Source organism: Catenuloplanes indicus (assembly GCF_030813715.1).
Classification (GTDB): Bacteria; Actinomycetota; Actinomycetes; order Mycobacteriales; family Micromonosporaceae; genus Catenuloplanes; species Catenuloplanes indicus.
This window is the reverse complement of record NZ_JAUSUZ010000001.1, coordinates 8982105-8999402: the sequence shown is the minus strand read 5'-3', so window position 1 is coordinate 8999402 and position 17298 is coordinate 8982105. Positions and strand designations below refer to the sequence as shown.

Annotated in this window: 9 protein-coding genes and 3 rRNA genes; 6 read left to right on the top strand and 6 right to left on the bottom strand. The window is 67.9% G+C overall.

The features are described 5' to 3' along the window. Positions 1–1323 (top strand): NAD(P)/FAD-dependent oxidoreductase, encoded by a 1323-nt coding sequence (locus J2S42_RS40340; RefSeq protein ID WP_307248144.1) that lies wholly within the window; start codon positions 1–3, stop codon positions 1321–1323. Between the two features lie 288 nt (positions 1324–1611). Here J2S42_RS40340 and J2S42_RS40335 read toward each other — a convergent pair whose 3' ends face one another. Both J2S42_RS40335 and J2S42_RS40330 read right to left on the bottom strand, forming a co-directional pair. Then, positions 1612–2187: a TetR/AcrR family transcriptional regulator gene (locus tag J2S42_RS40335; protein ID WP_307248142.1), complete on the bottom strand. Its 576-nt coding sequence runs from the start codon at positions 2185–2187 to the stop codon at positions 1612–1614. A gap of 6 nt (positions 2188–2193) precedes the next feature. Further along, complete coding sequence (locus J2S42_RS40330; protein WP_307248141.1) at positions 2194–3474, bottom strand: hypothetical protein; 1281 nt, start codon at positions 3472–3474, stop codon at positions 2194–2196. 408 nt (positions 3475–3882) lie between these two features. Here J2S42_RS40330 and J2S42_RS40325 point away from each other — a divergent pair, with 408 nt between their 5' ends. The 3 genes from J2S42_RS40325 to J2S42_RS40315 are packed head-to-tail and all read left to right on the top strand — an operon-like array spanning position 3883 to position 6964. After that, positions 3883–5217, top strand: a complete 1335-nt coding sequence (locus tag J2S42_RS40325) for an extracellular solute-binding protein (RefSeq protein ID WP_307248139.1) — start codon at positions 3883–3885, stop codon at positions 5215–5217. Next, positions 5214–6137, top strand: a complete 924-nt coding sequence (locus J2S42_RS40320; protein ID WP_307248137.1) for a carbohydrate ABC transporter permease — start codon at positions 5214–5216, stop codon at positions 6135–6137. Before J2S42_RS40325 ends, J2S42_RS40320 begins: the two co-directional genes overlap by 4 nt. Then, complete coding sequence (locus J2S42_RS40315) at positions 6137–6964, top strand: carbohydrate ABC transporter permease (RefSeq protein ID WP_307248136.1); 828 nt, start codon at positions 6137–6139, stop codon at positions 6962–6964. The genes J2S42_RS40320 and J2S42_RS40315 overlap by 1 nt, the downstream gene beginning before the upstream one ends. Before the next feature lie 309 nt (positions 6965–7273). Here J2S42_RS40315 and rrf read toward each other — a convergent pair. The 3 genes from rrf to J2S42_RS40300 form a co-directional block, all read right to left on the bottom strand. Then, positions 7274–7390 (bottom strand): 5S ribosomal RNA (gene rrf / locus J2S42_RS40310). A gap of 87 nt (positions 7391–7477) precedes the next feature. Continuing rightward, positions 7478–10552: ribosomal RNA gene (locus J2S42_RS40305) — 23S ribosomal RNA — on the bottom strand. A 354-nt stretch (positions 10553–10906) separates the two neighbouring features. Further along, positions 10907–12424, bottom strand: a 16S ribosomal RNA gene (locus J2S42_RS40300). The 16S, 23S and 5S rRNA genes sit together here, the layout of an rRNA operon. A 565-nt stretch (positions 12425–12989) precedes the next feature. Here J2S42_RS40300 and J2S42_RS40295 point away from each other — a divergent pair. Both J2S42_RS40295 and J2S42_RS40290 read left to right on the top strand, forming a co-directional pair. Next, a complete protein-coding gene (locus J2S42_RS40295) occupies positions 12990–13949 on the top strand; it encodes an ArsR/SmtB family transcription factor (protein ID WP_307248134.1) in 960 nt (319 codons plus the stop codon). Between the two features lie 89 nt (positions 13950–14038). Beyond that, positions 14039–14506: a hypothetical protein gene (locus J2S42_RS40290; protein ID WP_307248132.1), complete on the top strand. Its 468-nt coding sequence runs from the start codon at positions 14039–14041 to the stop codon at positions 14504–14506. A gap of 304 nt (positions 14507–14810) precedes the next feature. Here the strand turns inward: J2S42_RS40290 and J2S42_RS40285 are convergent, their stop codons facing one another. Then, positions 14811–17291, bottom strand: a complete 2481-nt coding sequence (locus tag J2S42_RS40285; RefSeq protein ID WP_307248130.1) for an ATP-binding protein — start codon at positions 17289–17291, stop codon at positions 14811–14813. Positions 17292–17298: the final 7 nt, after the last annotated feature.

Sequence of the window (17298 nt, the reverse complement as noted above, 5' to 3'; positions counted from 1 at the left end):
GTGACCGGCCCGGTCGTGATAGCCGGCAGCGGCGCCGCCGGGCTCGCCACCGCGGACGCGCTGCGCACCGAGGGGTACGACGGCGCGATCCTGCTGCTCGGCGACGAGCCGCACGCGCCCTACGACCGGCCGCCACTGTCCAAACAGGTGCTCACCGGCGCCTGGCGGCCGGACCGGGCCGTGCTGCGCAGCCGGGCCGAACTGGCCGCGCGCGGCATCGACTTCCGGCCCGGCACGGCCGCGGTCGCACTGGACCCGGCCGCGTCCACGCTGACGCTGTCGAACGGCACCACCATCGGGTACGCCGCGCTGGTCGCCGCGACCGGCGTCGCACCGCGCCGGCTGCCCGGCACGCCGGCCCAGCACGTGCTCCGTGGCCTGGACGACACCCTCCGGCTGCGCGGCGCACTGACCCGCGCCCGCCGGGTCGCCGTGGTCGGCGCCGGCTTCCTCGGCTGCGAGATCACGGCCGCGGCCCGCACCATGGGCATCGCGGTCACGCTCGCCGACCCGTTCCCCACACCGCTGCACGCCCCGCTCGGCCCCCTGCTCGGCACGATGATCGCGGGCCTGCACCGCGACCGCGGCGTCGACCTCCGCCTCGGCCACGCCGTGGCCGCACTGGAAACCGTTTCCGGCAACGTCGCCGGAATCCCCGCCACCCCCGTCCCGGCCGCGCCGCACACCACGCCCCCGGGCGTGGCCGCCTCGCCGAACACGGACATCCGGGCCGCGAACGCGAATAACCGCGCCGCGACCGCGGGCGACCACCCCACGAACGCGGGCGACCGGATCGCTGCGGTGCTGCTGGACGACGGCACCCGGATTCCGGCGGACCTGGTGGTCACCGCGATCGGGTGCGTGCCGCGGGTCGGCTGGCTGCGGGACAGCGGCGTGCCGCTCGCGGACGGCGTGGTCTGCGACGCGCACGGCCGGGCGGCCGAGCGGGTGTGGGCCGCGGGTGACGTGGCCGCGTGGTGGTCACCGGCGCTGGGGCGGCACGTGCGCGTCGAGCACCGCTTCACGGCCGGCCAGCACGGCCGGATCGTGGCCCGTGACATCCTCGGCCTGCCCCACGACGCCGCGCCGGACCAGGTGCCGTACTTCTGGTCCGACCAGTACGACCTGAAGATCCAGGCCTACGGCCTGCCGTCCGGAGCCGACGAGGTACGGATCGTGGAGGGCTCGCTGGACGAGCGCCGGTTCGTCGCCGTCTACCTGTCCGGCGACGAGGTCACCGCGGTCGCCGGTGCCGGCATGGCCCGCGCGATGCGCCAGTGGCGCCAGGCCGTCGTCGACCGCCGCCTCCCGGCCGCCACCTGAGCACGCCGGCCGCTGCCCGCACACGCCGCCGGGGCCGGACACACCGGCCGCTCGCGCGTTCCCCGCCCGTGGAACGCGGTCATCGCGGGGAACCGAGCGTGGAGCGGCCGGCCGGGTGCCGGGCGGGCGGTGCGCCCGCGCCACGCGGTGACGGGCGGCCGGGTCTTGATTTTTGGCTCAGCCACCCGCTGACGTGCAGGGAGGAGCCCTGGGCGACGACCGGTGCCCGCGGGAGCATGCGGGAGGTGACCACGCCGGAAGCGGGAAAGCCGGCTCCTGGGTCTTTGGCTATCGAGGCAGGACCGCGTCGATCAGGTCGGTGAGCAGCGCGTGCAGCACGGCCGGGTCGGCGGAGGTGATCGGCTCCGGTTGCAGTGCGGACCGCATCGTGGCGATGCCGAACGCGGCCGCGATCACGATCTGGGCGCGCAGCAGCGCGTGCGGGCCGGGCGTGCCGGCGGCGGCCAGTTTCCGGGCGTGCGAGATCAGGATCGCCCGCCGCATCTCGTCGATGCGTTCGTCGCCGGAGGAGCGCATCAGCATCACGTACGCGTTGTCGAGCGGGTCCCGGCCGGAGATCCGTGCGACGACGCGCGCGATGATCTCGTCGCGGGACAGGCCGTCCGTGTCGTTGCCGAGGTCCGTGACGGCGGCGCCCAGGCACGCCTCGAACAGGCCCTCCTTGGACGCGAAGTAGCGGTTGATCAGCGAGACGTTGACGCCGGCGTCGTCCGCGATGTCCCGCACGGTGGTCGCGGCGTAGCCGTCGCGGATGAAGCGCCGGCGGGCGGCGTCCAGCAGCAGCTGCCGGGTCCGCGCCGCGTCCCGCCGCCGCGGCTCGACCGGGGAGTCCAGGTCAGACACCGCCGGTCAACCCTGGTTCCGGCGATGAATCCGGTAGTGCAGCGTCAGGAACGGCAGGCCGTACAGCGAGAACGCGTGCGCGGCGCGCAGCTCGCCGCCCTCGGTGAACACGTCGAGCCGTTCGGTGAAGCCGGGCACGGCCAGCGTGGTCAGCTCGCGCGTCGCGGCGTCCACATAGGTCAGATAGTGGCCGGGGTGGGCGAGCGCGCTGCCGCTGGTGAGCACCAGCCCGCCGCCGGGCCGGTGCAGCGGCAGCAGCGTGGCCGTGAAGTTGCCCCGCGGCACCGGGAATCCGACGCTCACGTACCCGCGGCCGTCGTGCCGGTACGTGGTATAGATGCCGACGTAGATCGGCTCGCCGGTGTCCGCGAAGGAGCGGATCCAGCCGCGTACGCCGATCACGTCGGTGCCGTCCGGTGTGATCGTGTCGATCCGGCTACGGACGCCGCGCAGCGTCTCGCGCTGGTTCATCGGCACGTTCGCCTGACCCAGCGGCCGCGCCACGAACGTGCGGTAGAGCAGATAGCCGGGCCGCACCCAGAGGCGCCACTCGGGCACGATGTCCAGCCGGAACCGGGTGGTCCGCTCGTAGAACTCACGCACCAGCGGGTCCACGGCGGACGGGTCGAAGTCCGGCCCGGCGAGGTCGTCCAGCGACGCGACGATCCCGGCGTCCGGCACGTCCTCCCGGTACGTGCCGCCGAGCACGCCGGCCAGCTCGCGCACGTAGCCGGTGCCGACGTAGCCGGTGCGGGCCTCCAGCGGCACCACGAACGGCAGGTCCTCGGCGCGTGCCCGCTCCGCCAGCAGCTCCACCTGGGGGGCGCGGAACAGCAGCGCGGCCAGCGCGCGGAAGCCGGCCACCGCGGTCGCCGCGACCACCGCCGGCGGCACGTCCCGGCCACCGGCACGCCGCCACGCGGCACCCACCGCGACGCCGACCACCGGGCCGAGCGCGACCTTCTGCGGGCGCAGGCCGAGCGCACCGGCGACGGTGCCGGCCGCGACGCCGACCGCCACCGGACCGGCGCCGGTGAGGCGGCCGCCGAGCCAGCCCGCCGAGGCCGCGAGCGCGCCGCTCATCGCGACCCGGGACCACCACGCCGGTATCTCAGCGGGGCGCTGCCGGGCGCGGGCCGCCGCCTCGATGGCGGTCAGTGCGGCCGCACCGGCGAGCCCGCCGACCGCGGCCGTGCGGGCGCCGCGGCGACCGGTGAGCGCGGCACCGGCCAGCGCACCCACGGCCGCGGCGACCGCGAGGCCGGCGATCTTCGCACGTTCCGTCATGCGGGCACGCTAGCAAGCGGGCCCGGTCGCGCACGCACGACCGGGCCGGTGCGGCCGGTCTGCCGGGCACCGGACGACGCTGATCCACGCCGGTAGATCAGGCTTCGAAGGTTTCCGGAAATTCTCGGAACTCTTTACTTCGTGTCGCTGCGTCAGGTCGACGGCGGTCGGCGCGCGTCGGCGTCGCGTGGCCCTGACATGCGTCGATGCGGTATGTAACAGAGTTACACCTGTACCGGAGTTTGCAGCCGAAAGTTTCGGGGCCTTGACATAAGGTTTCAGCGATTTTACGGTTGCGCCACCTCGTCCTCGGCGCGGCCTCCCCCACTCCACTCGAGTCCGTGCCAGGGCCGTACGTGAGCAGAACCCGGCAAGCGCAATCCAGCGTCTCGAGTACGGAGTTCACACATGATCAGTAGAGCCATGTCCCGACGTCACCTTCTGGGGCTCGGCGTGGGTGCGGGCGCGGCCGCGGCACTGGCCGCGTGCGGCAGTTCCGGTCCCAGCGGCCAGTCCGGTGCGGGCGGCGACGCCGTCGCCGACTACTGGTCGCTGAGCGGCCCGCCCGGGGAGCCCGCCCGCCGGGCTGCCCTGGACCGGTTCAACGCGGCCAACCCGGATACGAAGATCTCGTCGATCTTCCTCAAGAACGACGCGTTCAAGCAGAAGATCAAGACCTCGATCGGCGCCGGTGAGGCACCCGTGCTGATCTGGGGCTGGGGCGGCGGCACGCTCAAGTCCTACGTGGAGGCCGGTCAGGTCGACGACCTCACCGACTGGTTCAACCAGAACGCGGCGGTCAAGGACAAGCTGTTCCCGACGTCGTTCGGCGCGGCCACGGTGAACGGCAAGATCTACGCGATGCCGCACGAGACCGTCCAGCCGATCCTGCTGTACTGGAACAAGAAGGTCTTCGACGACGTCGGCGTGCAGCCGCCGCAGTCCTGGGGCGACATCCTCGACCTGGTGCCGAAGTTCAACGCGAAGAACATCGCGCCGTTCGCGCTCGGCGGCCAGTCCCGGTGGACGAACATGATGTGGCTGGAGCTGCTCCTCGACCGTACCGCCGGGTCCGAGGTCTTCGACCGGGTGTTCGCCGGCGAGGCGAACGCGTGGTCCGACCCGGCCGTGCTGGACATGCTCACCAAGGTGCAGCAGCTGATCGACGCGAACGGCTTCGTGAACGGCTTCTCGTCCATCACCGCGGACTCGAACGCGGACCAGGCGCTGCTCTACACCGGCAAGGCCGCGATGATGGTGCACGGCTCCTGGTCGTACGGCATCCAGGAGGAGCAGGGCGGCGACTTCGTCAAGAACGACGGGCTCGGCTACATGAACTTCCCGCCGGTCGACGGCGGCAAGGGCGACCCGTCGAACCAGGTCGGTAACCCGGGCCACTACCTGTCGATCAACGCGAAGGCGACGCCGGAGCAGAAGGAGGTGGCGAAGAAATTCTTCTCCACCACGCTGATCGACGCGGAGGAGCCGAAGGCCTGGATCCAGTCCGGCAACGTGCCGATCATCAAGGGCAGCGACAGCATGTACGAGGCGAACCCGAAGGGCGAGTTCCTCAAGTTCGTCTACGACACGTCGGTCAACGCGAAAGTCTTCGCCCAGTCCTGGGACCAGGCGCTGAGCCCGACCGCGGCCGAGACACTGCTGGACAACATCGCCAAGCTGTTCCAGAAGCAGATCAGCCCGCAGCAGTGGATCGACAACATGAACGCGGTCATCGGCAAATGACCACGCTCGCTCCGCCCGCCGTGCGGGTGTCCGAGCCCACCGTCACCGGCGGCGGGCGGGGTGGCGGGCTGATCTGGATGACGGTGCCCGCACTGCTGATCTTCACCGCGTTCGGCGTCGTGCCGTTGCTGGGTGTGCTCGCGCTCAGCTTCACCACCTGGAACAACGTCGGCCCGATCCAGCCGAGCGGCCTGGACAGCTGGACCACCGTCCTGACCGACCCGGACCTGCCGCACGCGCTCTGGGTGACCTTTCTGATCATGGGGTTGTCCTGGCTGGTGCAGACGCCGATATCGGTGCTGCTCGGCGTGTTCCTGGCCGCGCACAAGCGGTACCGCGGGTTCCTCGCGGTGCTCTACTTCATCCCGCTGCTGCTCAGCTCCGCGGCGATCGCGATCACGTACAAGGCGCTGCTCGACCCGAACTTCGGCATCGGCAACGGCCTCGGCATCCCGCTGCTCAACCAGGACTGGCTCGGGGACTCCACGCTCGCGGTCGGCGTCGTCGTCTTCATCGTCTCCTGGCAGTACATCCCGTTCCACACGCTGATCTACCAGGGCGCGGTGAGATCCATTCCGCACAGCATGTACGAGGCGTCGCTGATCGACGGCGCCGGCCGGATCCGGCAGTTCTTCAGCATCACCCTGCCGCAGCTGCGGTACACGATCGTCACGTCGTCCACGCTGATGGTGGTCGGCTCGCTGACGCTGTTCGATCTGATCTACGTGCTGACCGCGGGTGGCCCCGGCGACGCCACCCGCGCGCTGGCGCTGGAGATGTACCGGACCGGCTTCCAGGCGAACCTGATGGGACCCGCGAGTGCGATCGCGGTCATCCTGGTCCTGGTCGGCCTCGGCCTGTCCCAGTTGCTGCGGCGGCTCGGCGGGCGCGGCGACGAGAGCCAGCAGGAGGGCGCCTGATGCACAAGCTCCTCCGGCTGAACTGGTTCGGCGGCGCGCTCGCCTGGGTGTGGCTGCTCGTCGTGATGCTGCCGATCTACTGGGTCGTGATCACCAGCTTCAAGACGCGGGCGACGTACTTCATCACGAACACGTTCGCACCGCCGGCCGACCCGACGTTCGAGAACTACCTGACCGTGATCGAGAGCGGCTTCATCCGCTACTTCTTGAACAGCGTGATCGTGACCGCCGGTGCGGTGATCCCCGCCGTCGCGGTCTCGTTCATGGCGTCCTACGCGATCGTCCGTGGCGCCGGCAACCGCTGGCTCCGCTCGATCAACACGCTGTTCCTGCTCGGCCTGGCCATCCCGCTGCAGGCCGTGGTGATCCCGATCTACCTGATCATCATCCGGATCCAGATGTACGACACGCTGGCCGCCATCATCATGCCGTCCATCGCGTTCGCCATCCCGCTGTCCGTCCTGGTTCTGGCCAACTTCATCCGGGACGTGCCGCGCGAGCTGTTCGAGTCGATGCGGGTGGACGGCGCGAGCGAATGGGGCACGCTGTGGCGGCTGGCGCTGCCGCTCACCCGGCCGGCGCTGGTCACCGTGGTCATCTACAACGCGCTGAGCATCTGGAACGGGTTCATCCTGCCGCTGGTACTCACGCAGAGCCCGGACCAGCGCACGATGCCGCTCGCGCTGTGGACGTACGAGGGCGAGTACGGCATCAACGTGCCGGCCATCGCCGCCTCGGTCACGCTGACCACGGTCCCGATCGTGATCGCGTACGCGGTCGGCCGGCGTCAGCTGCTCAGCGGTCTGACGGCGGGTTTCAGCAAGTAAGCGGTGCGGGCCTCCCGGAGTGCCTCCGGGAGGCCCGCACCGCCGCCGTCAGTCCTCGTCGGGAGTCCCAGCCGCCGCCGACGACCGGGGACGGTGGCCAGCAGCGAATCACGCGCAGCTGCCGGATCCCGGGGAAGCGACCGGCGCAACGCGATCCATGGACCTCTCCATCGGTCTCCCCGGACCGAAGTCCCCTGGCCGGCACGGATCGCTCTTTCCAGGTTCGCCGAGATCTACGCCGCCATCGCGGCCCACTATGCGTAAACACATCAGGGCCACCCCGTGTGGGGTGGCCCTGATCATGAAGAAGTCCGGCGGCGTCCTACTCTCCCACACCCTCCCGAGTGCAGTACCATCGGCGCTGAAAGGCTTAGCTTCCGGGTTCGGAATGTAACCGGGCGTTTCCCTCTCGCTATAACCGCCGTAACACTATGAACTTTACAAACCGGGGTGTTCACGGTTGTTTGTTCAGATATCACACAGTGGACGCGTAGCAAACTTTGCACGTTTAATGTAGTCAAGTCCTCGGCCTATTAGTACCGGTCAACTCAACACGTTACCGTGCTTACATCTCCGGCCTATCAACCCAGTCATCTACTGGGAGCCTTACCCCACCGAAGTGGGTGGGATACCTCATCTTGAAGCGAGCTTCCCGCTTAGATGCTTTCAGCGGTTATCCCTTCCGAACGTAGCCAACCAGCCATGCCCATGGCAGGACAACTGGCACACCAGAGGTTCGTCCGTCCCGGTCCTCTCGTACTAGGGACAGCCCTTCTCAAGTATCCTACGCGCGCGGCGGATAGGGACCGAACTGTCTCACGACGTTCTAAACCCAGCTCGCGTACCGCTTTAATGGGCGAACAGCCCAACCCTTGGGACCTGCTACAGCCCCAGGATGCGACGAGCCGACATCGAGGTGCCAAACCATCCCGTCGATATGGACTCTTGGGGAAGATCAGCCTGTTATCCCCGGGGTACCTTTTATCCGTTGAGCGACACCGCTTCCACACGCAAGTGCCGGATCACTAGTCCCGACTTTCGTCCCTGCTCGACCCGTCAGTCTCACAGTCAAGCTCCCTTGTGCACTTACACTCAACACCTGATTGCCAACCAGGCTGAGGGAACCTTTGGGCGCCTCCGTTACCCTTTAGGAGGCAACCGCCCCAGTTAAACTACCCACCAGACACTGTCCCTGAACCCGATAAGGGCCCGAAGTTAGATACCCAGATCAACCAGAGTGGTATTTCAAGATTGCCTCCACCCGAACTGGCGTCCGAGCTTCACCGGCTCCCACCTATCCTACACAAGCCAACCCAAATACCAATGTCAAGCTATAGTAAAGGTCCCGGGGTCTTTCCGTCCTGCCGCGCGTAACGAGCATCTTTACTCGTACTGCAATTTCGCCGGGCCTGTGGTTGAGACAGTGGGGAAGTCGTTACGCCATTCGTGCAGGTCGGAACTTACCCGACAAGGAATTTCGCTACCTTAGGATGGTTATAGTTACCACCGCCGTTTACTGGCGCTTAAGTTCTCAGCCTCGCCATCACTGGCTAACCGGTCCCCTTAACGTTCCAGCACCGGGCAGGCGTCAGTCCATATACATCGTCTTACGACTTCGCATGGACCTGTGTTTTTAGTAAACAGTCGCTTCCCCCTGCTCTCTGCGGCCATACCACGCTCCACCAGCAAGTGGCTTCACGCGTCCGGCCCCCCTTCTCCCTAAGTTACGGGGGCAATTTGCCGAGTTCCTTAACCACAGTTCACCCGTCGCCTCGGTATTCTCTACCTGACCACCTGTGTCGGTTTAGGGTACGGGCCGCTCAAAGCTCGCTAGAGGCTTTTCTCGGCAGCATAGGATCACTGACTTCACCTGAATCGGCTCGGCATCACGTCTCAGCCTATATGCGTCACGGATTTGCCTATGACACGGCCTACACGCTTACCCCGGCACAACCACTCACCGGGCTCAGCTACCTTCCTGCGTCACCCCATCGCTTGCCTACTACCCACCAGGATCCCAGACTCCCCTTTATCAGTCCGAAGACGTCAATCAGTTCGCGTGGTTAGCACAGTGAGGTTCGGCAGGGACGCTTCTTCGCGGGTACGGGAATATCAACCCGTTGTCCATCGACTACGCCTCTCGGCCTCGCCTTAGGTCCCGACTCACCCAGGGCGGATTAGCCTGGCCCTGGAACCCTTGGTCATCCGGCGGAAGGGATTCTCACCCTTCATTCGCTACTCATGCCTGCATTCTCACTCGTCCAGCGTCCACCACTCGGTCACCCGGCAGCTTCACCCGCTGAACGACGCTCCCCTACCCATCCACACAAAGTGTGAATGCCACAGCTTCGGCGGTGTACTTGAGCCCCGCTACATTGTCGGCGCGGAACCACTTGACCAGTGAGCTATTACGCACTCTTTAAAGGGTGGCTGCTTCTAAGCCAACCTCCTGGTTGTCAATGCGATCCCACATCCTTTTCCACTTAGCACACGCTTAGGGGCCTTAGCTGGCGATCTGGGCTGTTTCCCTCTCGACTACGAAGCTTATCCCCCGCAGTCTCACTGCCACGCTCTCACTTACCGGCATTCGGAGTTTGGCTGACTTCAGTAACCTTGTAGGGCCCCTAGGCCATCCAGTGCTCTACCTCCGGCAAGAAACACGCAACGCTGCACCTAAATGCATTTCGGGGAGAACCAGCTATCACGGAGTTTGATTGGCCTTTCACCCCTAACCACAGGTCATCCCCCAACTTTTCAACGTTGGTGGGTTCGGCCCTCCACACGGTCTTACCCGCGCTTCAGCCTGCCCATGGCTAGATCACCCCGCTTCGGGTCTAGAACATGCGACTCGAACGCCCTCTTCAGACTCGCTTTCGCTACGGCTACCCCACCCGGGTTAACCTCGCCACATGCCACTAACTCGCAGGCTCATTCTTCAAAAGGCACGCCGTCACCCCAAAAGGCTCCGACGGATTGTAGGCGAACGGTTTCAGGTACTATTTCACTCCCCTCCCGGGGTACTTTTCACCATTCCCTCACGGTACTCGTCCGCTATCGGTCACCAGGAAGTATTCAGCCTTACCAGGTGGTCCTGGCAGATTCACAGCAGATTTCAGGAGTCCGCTGCTACTCGGGTGCCATCACGAAAGATCGACTATTTTCACGTACCGGACTTTCACCGTCTACGGCCAGACATTCCAGACTGTTCCGTTAACAATCGACTTTGTAACTTTCGTCCACCATGTCAGTAATGGAAAGATGGTCCCACGACCCCGAGAACGCAACCCCTGACAGGTATCACGCGATATCGGTTTAGGCTAGATCCGCTTTCGCTCGCCACTACTCGCGGAATCACATGTTGTTTTCTCTTCCTGCGGGTACTGAGATGTTTCACTTCCCCGCGTTCCCTCCACGTATCCTATGAATTCAGATACGGGTGACGTCACATGACTGACGCCGGGTTCCCCCATTCGGAAATCCTGGGATCACAGCTCGGTTGACAGCTCCCCCAGGCGTATCGTCGCCTCCCACGTCCTTCATCGGCTCCTGGTGCCAAGGCATCCACCGTTCGCCCTTGACAACTTGACCTACAGAAAACAAAGATGCTCGCGTCCACTGTGCAATTCTCAACAAACAACCAACCCACAACCACCACACACAACACCATGCCGGCGTCAAAGCCGAGGTATGCCGCGCAAGGCCATGCTTGGCGTTTCGTTCCTTGAAGTCCAACCCGTGGGTTGTTCCTTCAGGACTCAACAGGGTGCTTAGCGCCAGATTCCAGCCGCATCACTGACTGCTTTCCATGCCCACGCGGGCCGTACTCACTTCAGATGACCGTTGCCGGGTCTGACTTGCCAGTGTCTCCGCCTATGAGCACCCCGATCCGGCATTCGCGGACCGCGGGCTTCTTGCACCTTTTCAGGTGAAGTTGCTCCTTAGAAAGGAGGTGATCCAGCCGCACCTTCCGGTACGGCTACCTTGTTACGACTTCGTCCCAATCGCCAGCCCCACCTTCGACGGCTCCCTCCCACAAGGGGTTGGGCCACCGGCTTCGGGTGTTGCCGACTTTCGTGACGTGACGGGCGGTGTGTACAAGGCCCGGGAACGTATTCACCGCAGCGTTGCTGATCTGCGATTACTAGCGACTCCGACTTCACGGGGTCGAGTTGCAGACCCCGATCCGAACTGAGACCGGCTTTTTGGGATTCGCTCCACCTCACGGTATCGCAGCCCATTGTACCGGCCATTGTAGCATGCGTGAAGCCCTGGACATAAGGGGCATGATGACTTGACGTCATCCCCACCTTCCTCCGAGTTGACCCCGGCAGTCTCCCATGAGTCCCCACCATAACGTGCTGGCAACATGGAACGAGGGTTGCGCTCGTTGCGGGACTTAACCCAACATCTCACGACACGAGCTGACGACAGCCATGCACCACCTGTCACCGCCCCCGAAGGACCCCCCATCTCTGGAGGATTTGCGGTGATGTCAAACCCAGGTAAGGTTCTTCGCGTCGCATCGAATTAATCCGCATGCTCCGCCGCTTGTGCGGGCCCCCGTCAATTCCTTTGAGTTTTAGCCTTGCGGCCGTACTCCCCAGGCGGGGCGCTTAATGCGTTAGCTGCGGCACAGAGGACCGGAGAGGCCCCCCACACCTAGCGCCCAACGTTTACAGCGTGGACTACCAGGGTATCTAATCCTGTTCGCTCCCCACGCTTTCGCTCCTCAGCGTCAGTATCGGCCCAGAGACCCGCCTTCGCCACCGGTGTTCCTCCTGATATCTGCGCATTTCACCGCTACACCAGGAATTCCAGTCTCCCCTACCGAACTCTAGCCTGCCCGTATCGAATGCAGACCCGCAGTTGAGCCACGGGATTTCACATTCGACGCGACAAGCCGCCTACGAGCTCTTTACGCCCAATAAATCCGGACAACGCTCGCGCCCTACGTCTTACCGCGGCTGCTGGCACGTAGTTGGCCGGCGCTTCTTCTGCAGGTACCGTCACTTGCGCTTCGTCCCTGCTGAAAGAGGTTTACAACCCGAAGGCCGTCATCCCTCACGCGGCGTCGCTGCATCAGGCTTCCGCCCATTGTGCAATATTCCCCACTGCTGCCTCCCGTAGGAGTCTGGGCCGTGTCTCAGTCCCAGTGTGGCCGGTCGCCCTCTCAGGCCGGCTACCCGTCGTCGCCTTGGTAGGCCATTACCCCACCAACAAGCTGATAGGCCGCGAGTCCATCCCAGACCGAAAAACTTTCCCGAGACCACCATGCGATAGCCAAGGAGTATCCGGTATTAGCCCCCGTTTCCGAGGGTTATCCCAAAGTCTGGGGCAGGTTACTCACGTGTTACTCACCCGTTCGCCGCTCGAGTACCCCGAAGGGCCTTTCCGCTCGACTTGCATGTGTTAAGCACGCCGCCAGCGTTCGTCCTGAGCCAGGATCAAACTCTCCAACGAAATCTAGAGAAAATCTGTCCCGACAGTCATCAAACTGCCAAAGGAATCCAACCGAAACCGAAGCTCCGGCCGGGGTATAAATCAATTGGCACTGGCTTTTCAAGCACCCTGTTGAGTTCTCAAAGAACAACCACACACCACACCGCGACCCGGGTTAACCGGACCCCGCCGTGGGGCATTTCGTTCGTTCAGCTCCGGCGTTTCCCCCGGCGCTGCAATTACTTTATCCGGTCGTTTTCCGCCCCGTCAAATCCGCCCCCCGTCAACCGGAGCGCCGGATTATCGGAAAGCGATAACCGAATTTCCCCGTGCAAAATCGACGCCATTGCCTGGCGCTTCTTTCACTACGGGGAGTCCTGCGGACCGGCCTACGCCCCACCGTGGTGGTGCGTCTCGCCCGGCTCCCGCCGACCAGAAGAATCTACCCGACCCGGATCGCAGCCCCAAACCGCCCCCCTCGAAAGCCGTCGAGGGCCCCGGAGGCAGCCCGGACATGTCCTGATCCTGACCGACAACCGTCCACAAAGCACATAGGGTGCCGGTAGCCTCACGGAGAGGGTCGACGGTGCTGCGAATTCACTTCACGACGGATGACCTGGCACGTGTCCGGCTCGCCCCGGGCCCCGATCCCCTCTGGGAGACGCTGCTCAGCGCGCACACGCTGGGCTCGCGTGCCGCCGGTGGGATCTTCGGCGACTGGGCCAGGTGGGCCCGGCCGCGGCTGCCGGCCGACGCGCGGCTGCTGTTCCAGCTGGCCCCGCCGGTCGGCTACTCCGCGGACTTCCTCACCCCGGCCGGTGGCAGCGTCCGGCTCGATGACGGCATCGACACCGTGCTGCACACGCAGCGCCACCGGCTCCGCACCGACCTGGCGCAACTCGCCGGCCGGCCCGGGTCCGCCGAGGCCGTGCGCCTGCTCGCCGACGGCGGTGCCGCGGCACTGGCCCGGCTCGGCGCGTCCATGCGCGGATACTTCCACGCCACGCTCGCCCCGATCTGGCGGACGATCGAGGACGACGTCGCGGCCGACCGGGCGGTGCGCGGCCGCGCGCTCCTGGACGGCGGCGTGGAACGGCTCCTACCGTCGATCTTCCCGGGCGCGCGCTGGGAGTCACCGGTGCTGCTCATGCCGTACCCGGCGGATCGTGATCTTCATCTGGACGGCCGGGGTCTCCTGCTGGTCCCGTCCTATTTCTGCCATGGCCTGCCCATCTCGCTGCTCGACCCGGCGCTGCCGCCGGTGCTCGTCTATCCGGTCACCCGCGCACCCGCGCTTCCGGCCGGCGACAGCCCGCGGCGGCTGGACGACCTGATCGGCGCCACCCGTGCCGAGGTGCTGCGCCGGCTGGCCGCCGGGCACGGCCAGAGCACCACGGATCTGGCCCATCGGCTGGGCGCGTCGCTGCCCAGCGTCAGCGAACACCTGACCGTGCTACGGCACGCCGGCCTGGCGAGCACCCGCCGGGAGGGCCGGCGCTCACTGCACTCGATCACGCCACTCGGCCGCCAGATGCTTCGCCCCTGACCGAAACGTCTCGCGCCGGCACCCGCACGGCCGGAAACCTGGTGGTGCCGGGCCGGCCGGTCCGGCACCACACGGGAGGTAATCGGACAGTGGTCAGACGAACGCTCCAGACGGGGGTTGCGCTGCTGGCGCTGGTACTGGGGGCGCTGCTGGTGGCGCCGTCCCCGGCGGCGGCGACGGCAGCGGAGTGCGAGCGTGGCGCGAACGGCTTCGTGGACATCCCGGACAACCTCTGGGGGACGCAGCCGGAACCGGCCGGCAACTACATCATCAACTTCGTCACCGGCGCCCAGATCACGCTGAACTACGGCACGGTCGCCGGAGCACAGCGCGGCTGGGCCCGCATCGGCGGCGACACCCGCCCGGGCGACCGGGTCTGGCTGGAGTGGACCTGGAACGGCGGCGCCAACATCCTCCAGTGCGGGCCGTTCACGGTCACCACGGCCGCGACACCGAAGACCAGCGCCGCGAAGAACACCAGCTCCAGCACCGCCTGGAGATTCCGGGCCTGTGGCAACATCGTCGGCTACGCGTCGACCTGCACCGCCTGGTGGTGACCCGCTGACCCCGGTGCCGAGGCGACCTCGCCTCGGCACCGGCTGTTCCTCGGGCATCAACGGCGAAGATCAAGGACGAAGTTCTCGATCTTCCCGCTTCCGGCGTGGCCGCGTACCGAGTGCTCCCGCGGGCCAACCTCGCCGGGCGGCAAGCCTCCGCTGGCGCTCCGCTTGCCGCCCGGCATCGAAGCCGGTCCCGCACGACACCGGAGAAACCACGCGACCACCGCCACCCACGAGCCCCGCACCGCGACGCCAGTCCGCGACTCGGCGCAAGACCCGCGGCCCGGGGTAGCGCGGCAGATCAGCGGGCGTCGAGATCGTCCAGGATCGCCCGGGCCAGGTCGCGTTCGGCCGTGGCCGAGGCCGGATCGCCGGCCGCGTCGAGGCTGTCGGCCAGCCGCCGCCGGGTGTCCGCCTCGCCGTACCGGTCGGTGTCCGACCGGTAGAGCGCGATCGCCTCCCGGTACGCGGCCACGGCGTCGCCGAGGCGGCCGAGTCCGTGGTGGACGACGCCGAGGCTGTCCAGTGTCCCGGCCGCACCGGCCCGATCGTCCAGCTCGCGGTGGACGGCCAGCGCGTCCTCGCAGAGGCGCAGCGCGCGTGCCAGGTCTCCGGTGTGCGCGGCGGCCAGCCCGGCCGAGTTCGCGGCGCGGGCCGCGCCGAGGCGGTCACCGGCCGTGGCGAACAGCGCGGCGGCGCGCAGCGCGTGGGTGAGCGCGGCCGGGTGGTCGTCCTCCTGTTCGGCGAGCCAGGCGAGCGCGTGCGCGGCACGGGCCTGCGCGCCGGGGTCGCCGAGCTTCTCCGCGAGCGCGGCGGAGGCCTCCAGGTGGGTGCGGGCCAGGCCGAAGCGGTTCAGGCGGATCGCGCCGCCGGCCAGACTGCGATGGGCGAACAGGCGCCCGGCGTCGTCGCCGAGACGGCCCGCCGCGGCCAGCGCCGCGGTCTGGGTGGCGACCCAGTCGGCCCAGCGGCCGGACCGGTCCAGGTGGTCGGCGAGCGTCCAGGCGAGCCGCCAGACGTAGACGTCGCGGTCCGTCGCGTCGCGGCCACCGGCGGGGGTTGCGCCGCCGGGGCCGGTCGCGCCACCATGCACAGCCGCGCCGCCGGGGCCGGTCGCGCCGCCACGGACAGCCGCGTCGCCGCGGCCGATCCCGTCGCCATGGCCGGTCGCGGAGCCATGGCCGGTCGCGGAACCATGGCCGGTCGCGGAACCATGGCCGGTCGCGGAACCATGGCCGGTCGCGGAACCATGGCCGGTCGCGGAACCATGGCCGGTCGCGGAGCCGGGGCCGACCGCGTCGCCGGAGCCGGTCACGTCGCCGTGGACGAGGGTGAGCAGGGGCGGAAGTTCCGCGCGGAACCACGCGTCCGCCGCCGGGGAGTCCGCCGGTTCGGCCACCGTCACGTCGGCCGGGGGCGGCGAGAGCGTGATCGGCGTCCGGGCCGGGTGCAGACGCATCGCCGCGGCGAACGCGCTGTGCAGGTGGTGCTCCCGCAACCGGGCGACCGCGCCGGCCCGGTCGGCGTCGTCCGCCGCCAGCTCCGCCGCGTACACCCGGAGTAGGTCATGCATCGCGTAGCGATCGCCCTGCTCGGTGAGCAGGTGCACGCGGACCAGCCCGGCCAGCAGCCGCCGGGTCGCCGCCGATGGCAGTCCGGCCAGGCTTGCGATCGCCGCCGGCCCCGCGTCCGCGCCCGGGTGCAGGCCGAGCAGCCGGAAGACGCGCGCCTCCGCGGGCGGCAGCCGCAGGTAGGACCAGGACAGCGCCGACCGTACGTCCGCGGCCGGGTCGCCGGTCTCCAGCGCGCCGAGCCGGTCCTCGGCGAGCTGTGCGGCGAGCGCGGCCAGTGACATGCCCGGCGCGACGGCCGCACGCGCCGCGACCACCGCCAGGGCCAGCGGCAGCCGGGCGCAGGCCAGCACGATCCGTTCCACCGCCTCCGGTTCGGCCGCCGCCCGCGCCGCGCCCGCCCGGCCGGCGAACAGCGCGGCGGCCTCGTCGTCGCCGGGCAGCCCGAGTGGCACCGGCCGCGCGCCGTCGACCGCGACCAGGCCGGTGAGCTGCGCGCGGCTGGTGACCAGCGTGAGGGAGCCGGGCGCGGCCGGCAGCAGCGGCCGGACCTGATCCGCGGTCGCCGCGTTGTCCAGCACGATCAGCAGACGGCGTGCCGCGGTCAGGTAGCGCAGCCGGGACGCGGCCTCGTCCGTCCCGGCCGGGATCCGGCCGGGTGCCAGGCCGAGACGGGAGAGCAACAGACGCAGTGCCTCGGCCGGCGGCACCGGATCGGCAGCCGGGCCGAAGCCGCGCAGATCCAGGTAGAGCTGCCCGTCCGGGAAGCGGGCCGCGGCGCCGTGCGCCCAGTGCACGGCCAGCGACGTCTTGCCGACCCCGGCCGGGCCGGAGAGGATCGCGACGCCGCCGGTCAGCGCGTCCAGCGCGGCCAGTGCCACGGCCCGGCCGGTGAACGCCGGCAGTCCGGCCGGGAGCCCGCGCGGCACGGCGCCGCCGGACCGGCGGTGCTCCTCGACCCGGTCCCGGGCGGTGGCGAGCGCGCCCTGCTCGCGCGGGGTCGCGCCGAGCATGCGGACCAGCACGTCGAACCGGTCGGTCGGCGGCAGCACGCTCCCGGACAGATACTCCCCCACGATGCCGTGCGACCAGCCGGTGGCCGCGGCGAGCTCCCGGTACGTCAGCTGGGCACCACCGCGCTGCCGGGCCTGCCTGCGCCGCAACCGTCGCAGCACCTCACCGAGCTCGCCCAGCGTGGTGATGTCCTCCATGCGGCCG

What these genes read in the sequence shown, in the direction of transcription:
- J2S42_RS40330 (WP_307248141.1), bottom strand. Translation starts at nt 3,474, where the DNA reads ATGACGGAACGTGCGAAGATCGCCGGCCTCGCGGTCGCCGCGGCCGTG.
- J2S42_RS40325 (WP_307248139.1), top strand. Translation starts at nt 3,883, where the DNA reads ATGATCAGTAGAGCCATGTCCCGACGTCACCTTCTGGGGCTCGGCGTG.
- J2S42_RS40320 (WP_307248137.1), top strand. Translation starts at nt 5,214, where the DNA reads ATGACCACGCTCGCTCCGCCCGCCGTGCGGGTGTCCGAGCCCACCGTC.
- J2S42_RS40315 (WP_307248136.1), top strand. Translation starts at nt 6,137, where the DNA reads ATGCACAAGCTCCTCCGGCTGAACTGGTTCGGCGGCGCGCTCGCCTGG.
- J2S42_RS40285 (WP_307248130.1), bottom strand. Translation starts at nt 17,291, where the DNA reads ATGGAGGACATCACCACGCTGGGCGAGCTCGGTGAGGTGCTGCGACGG.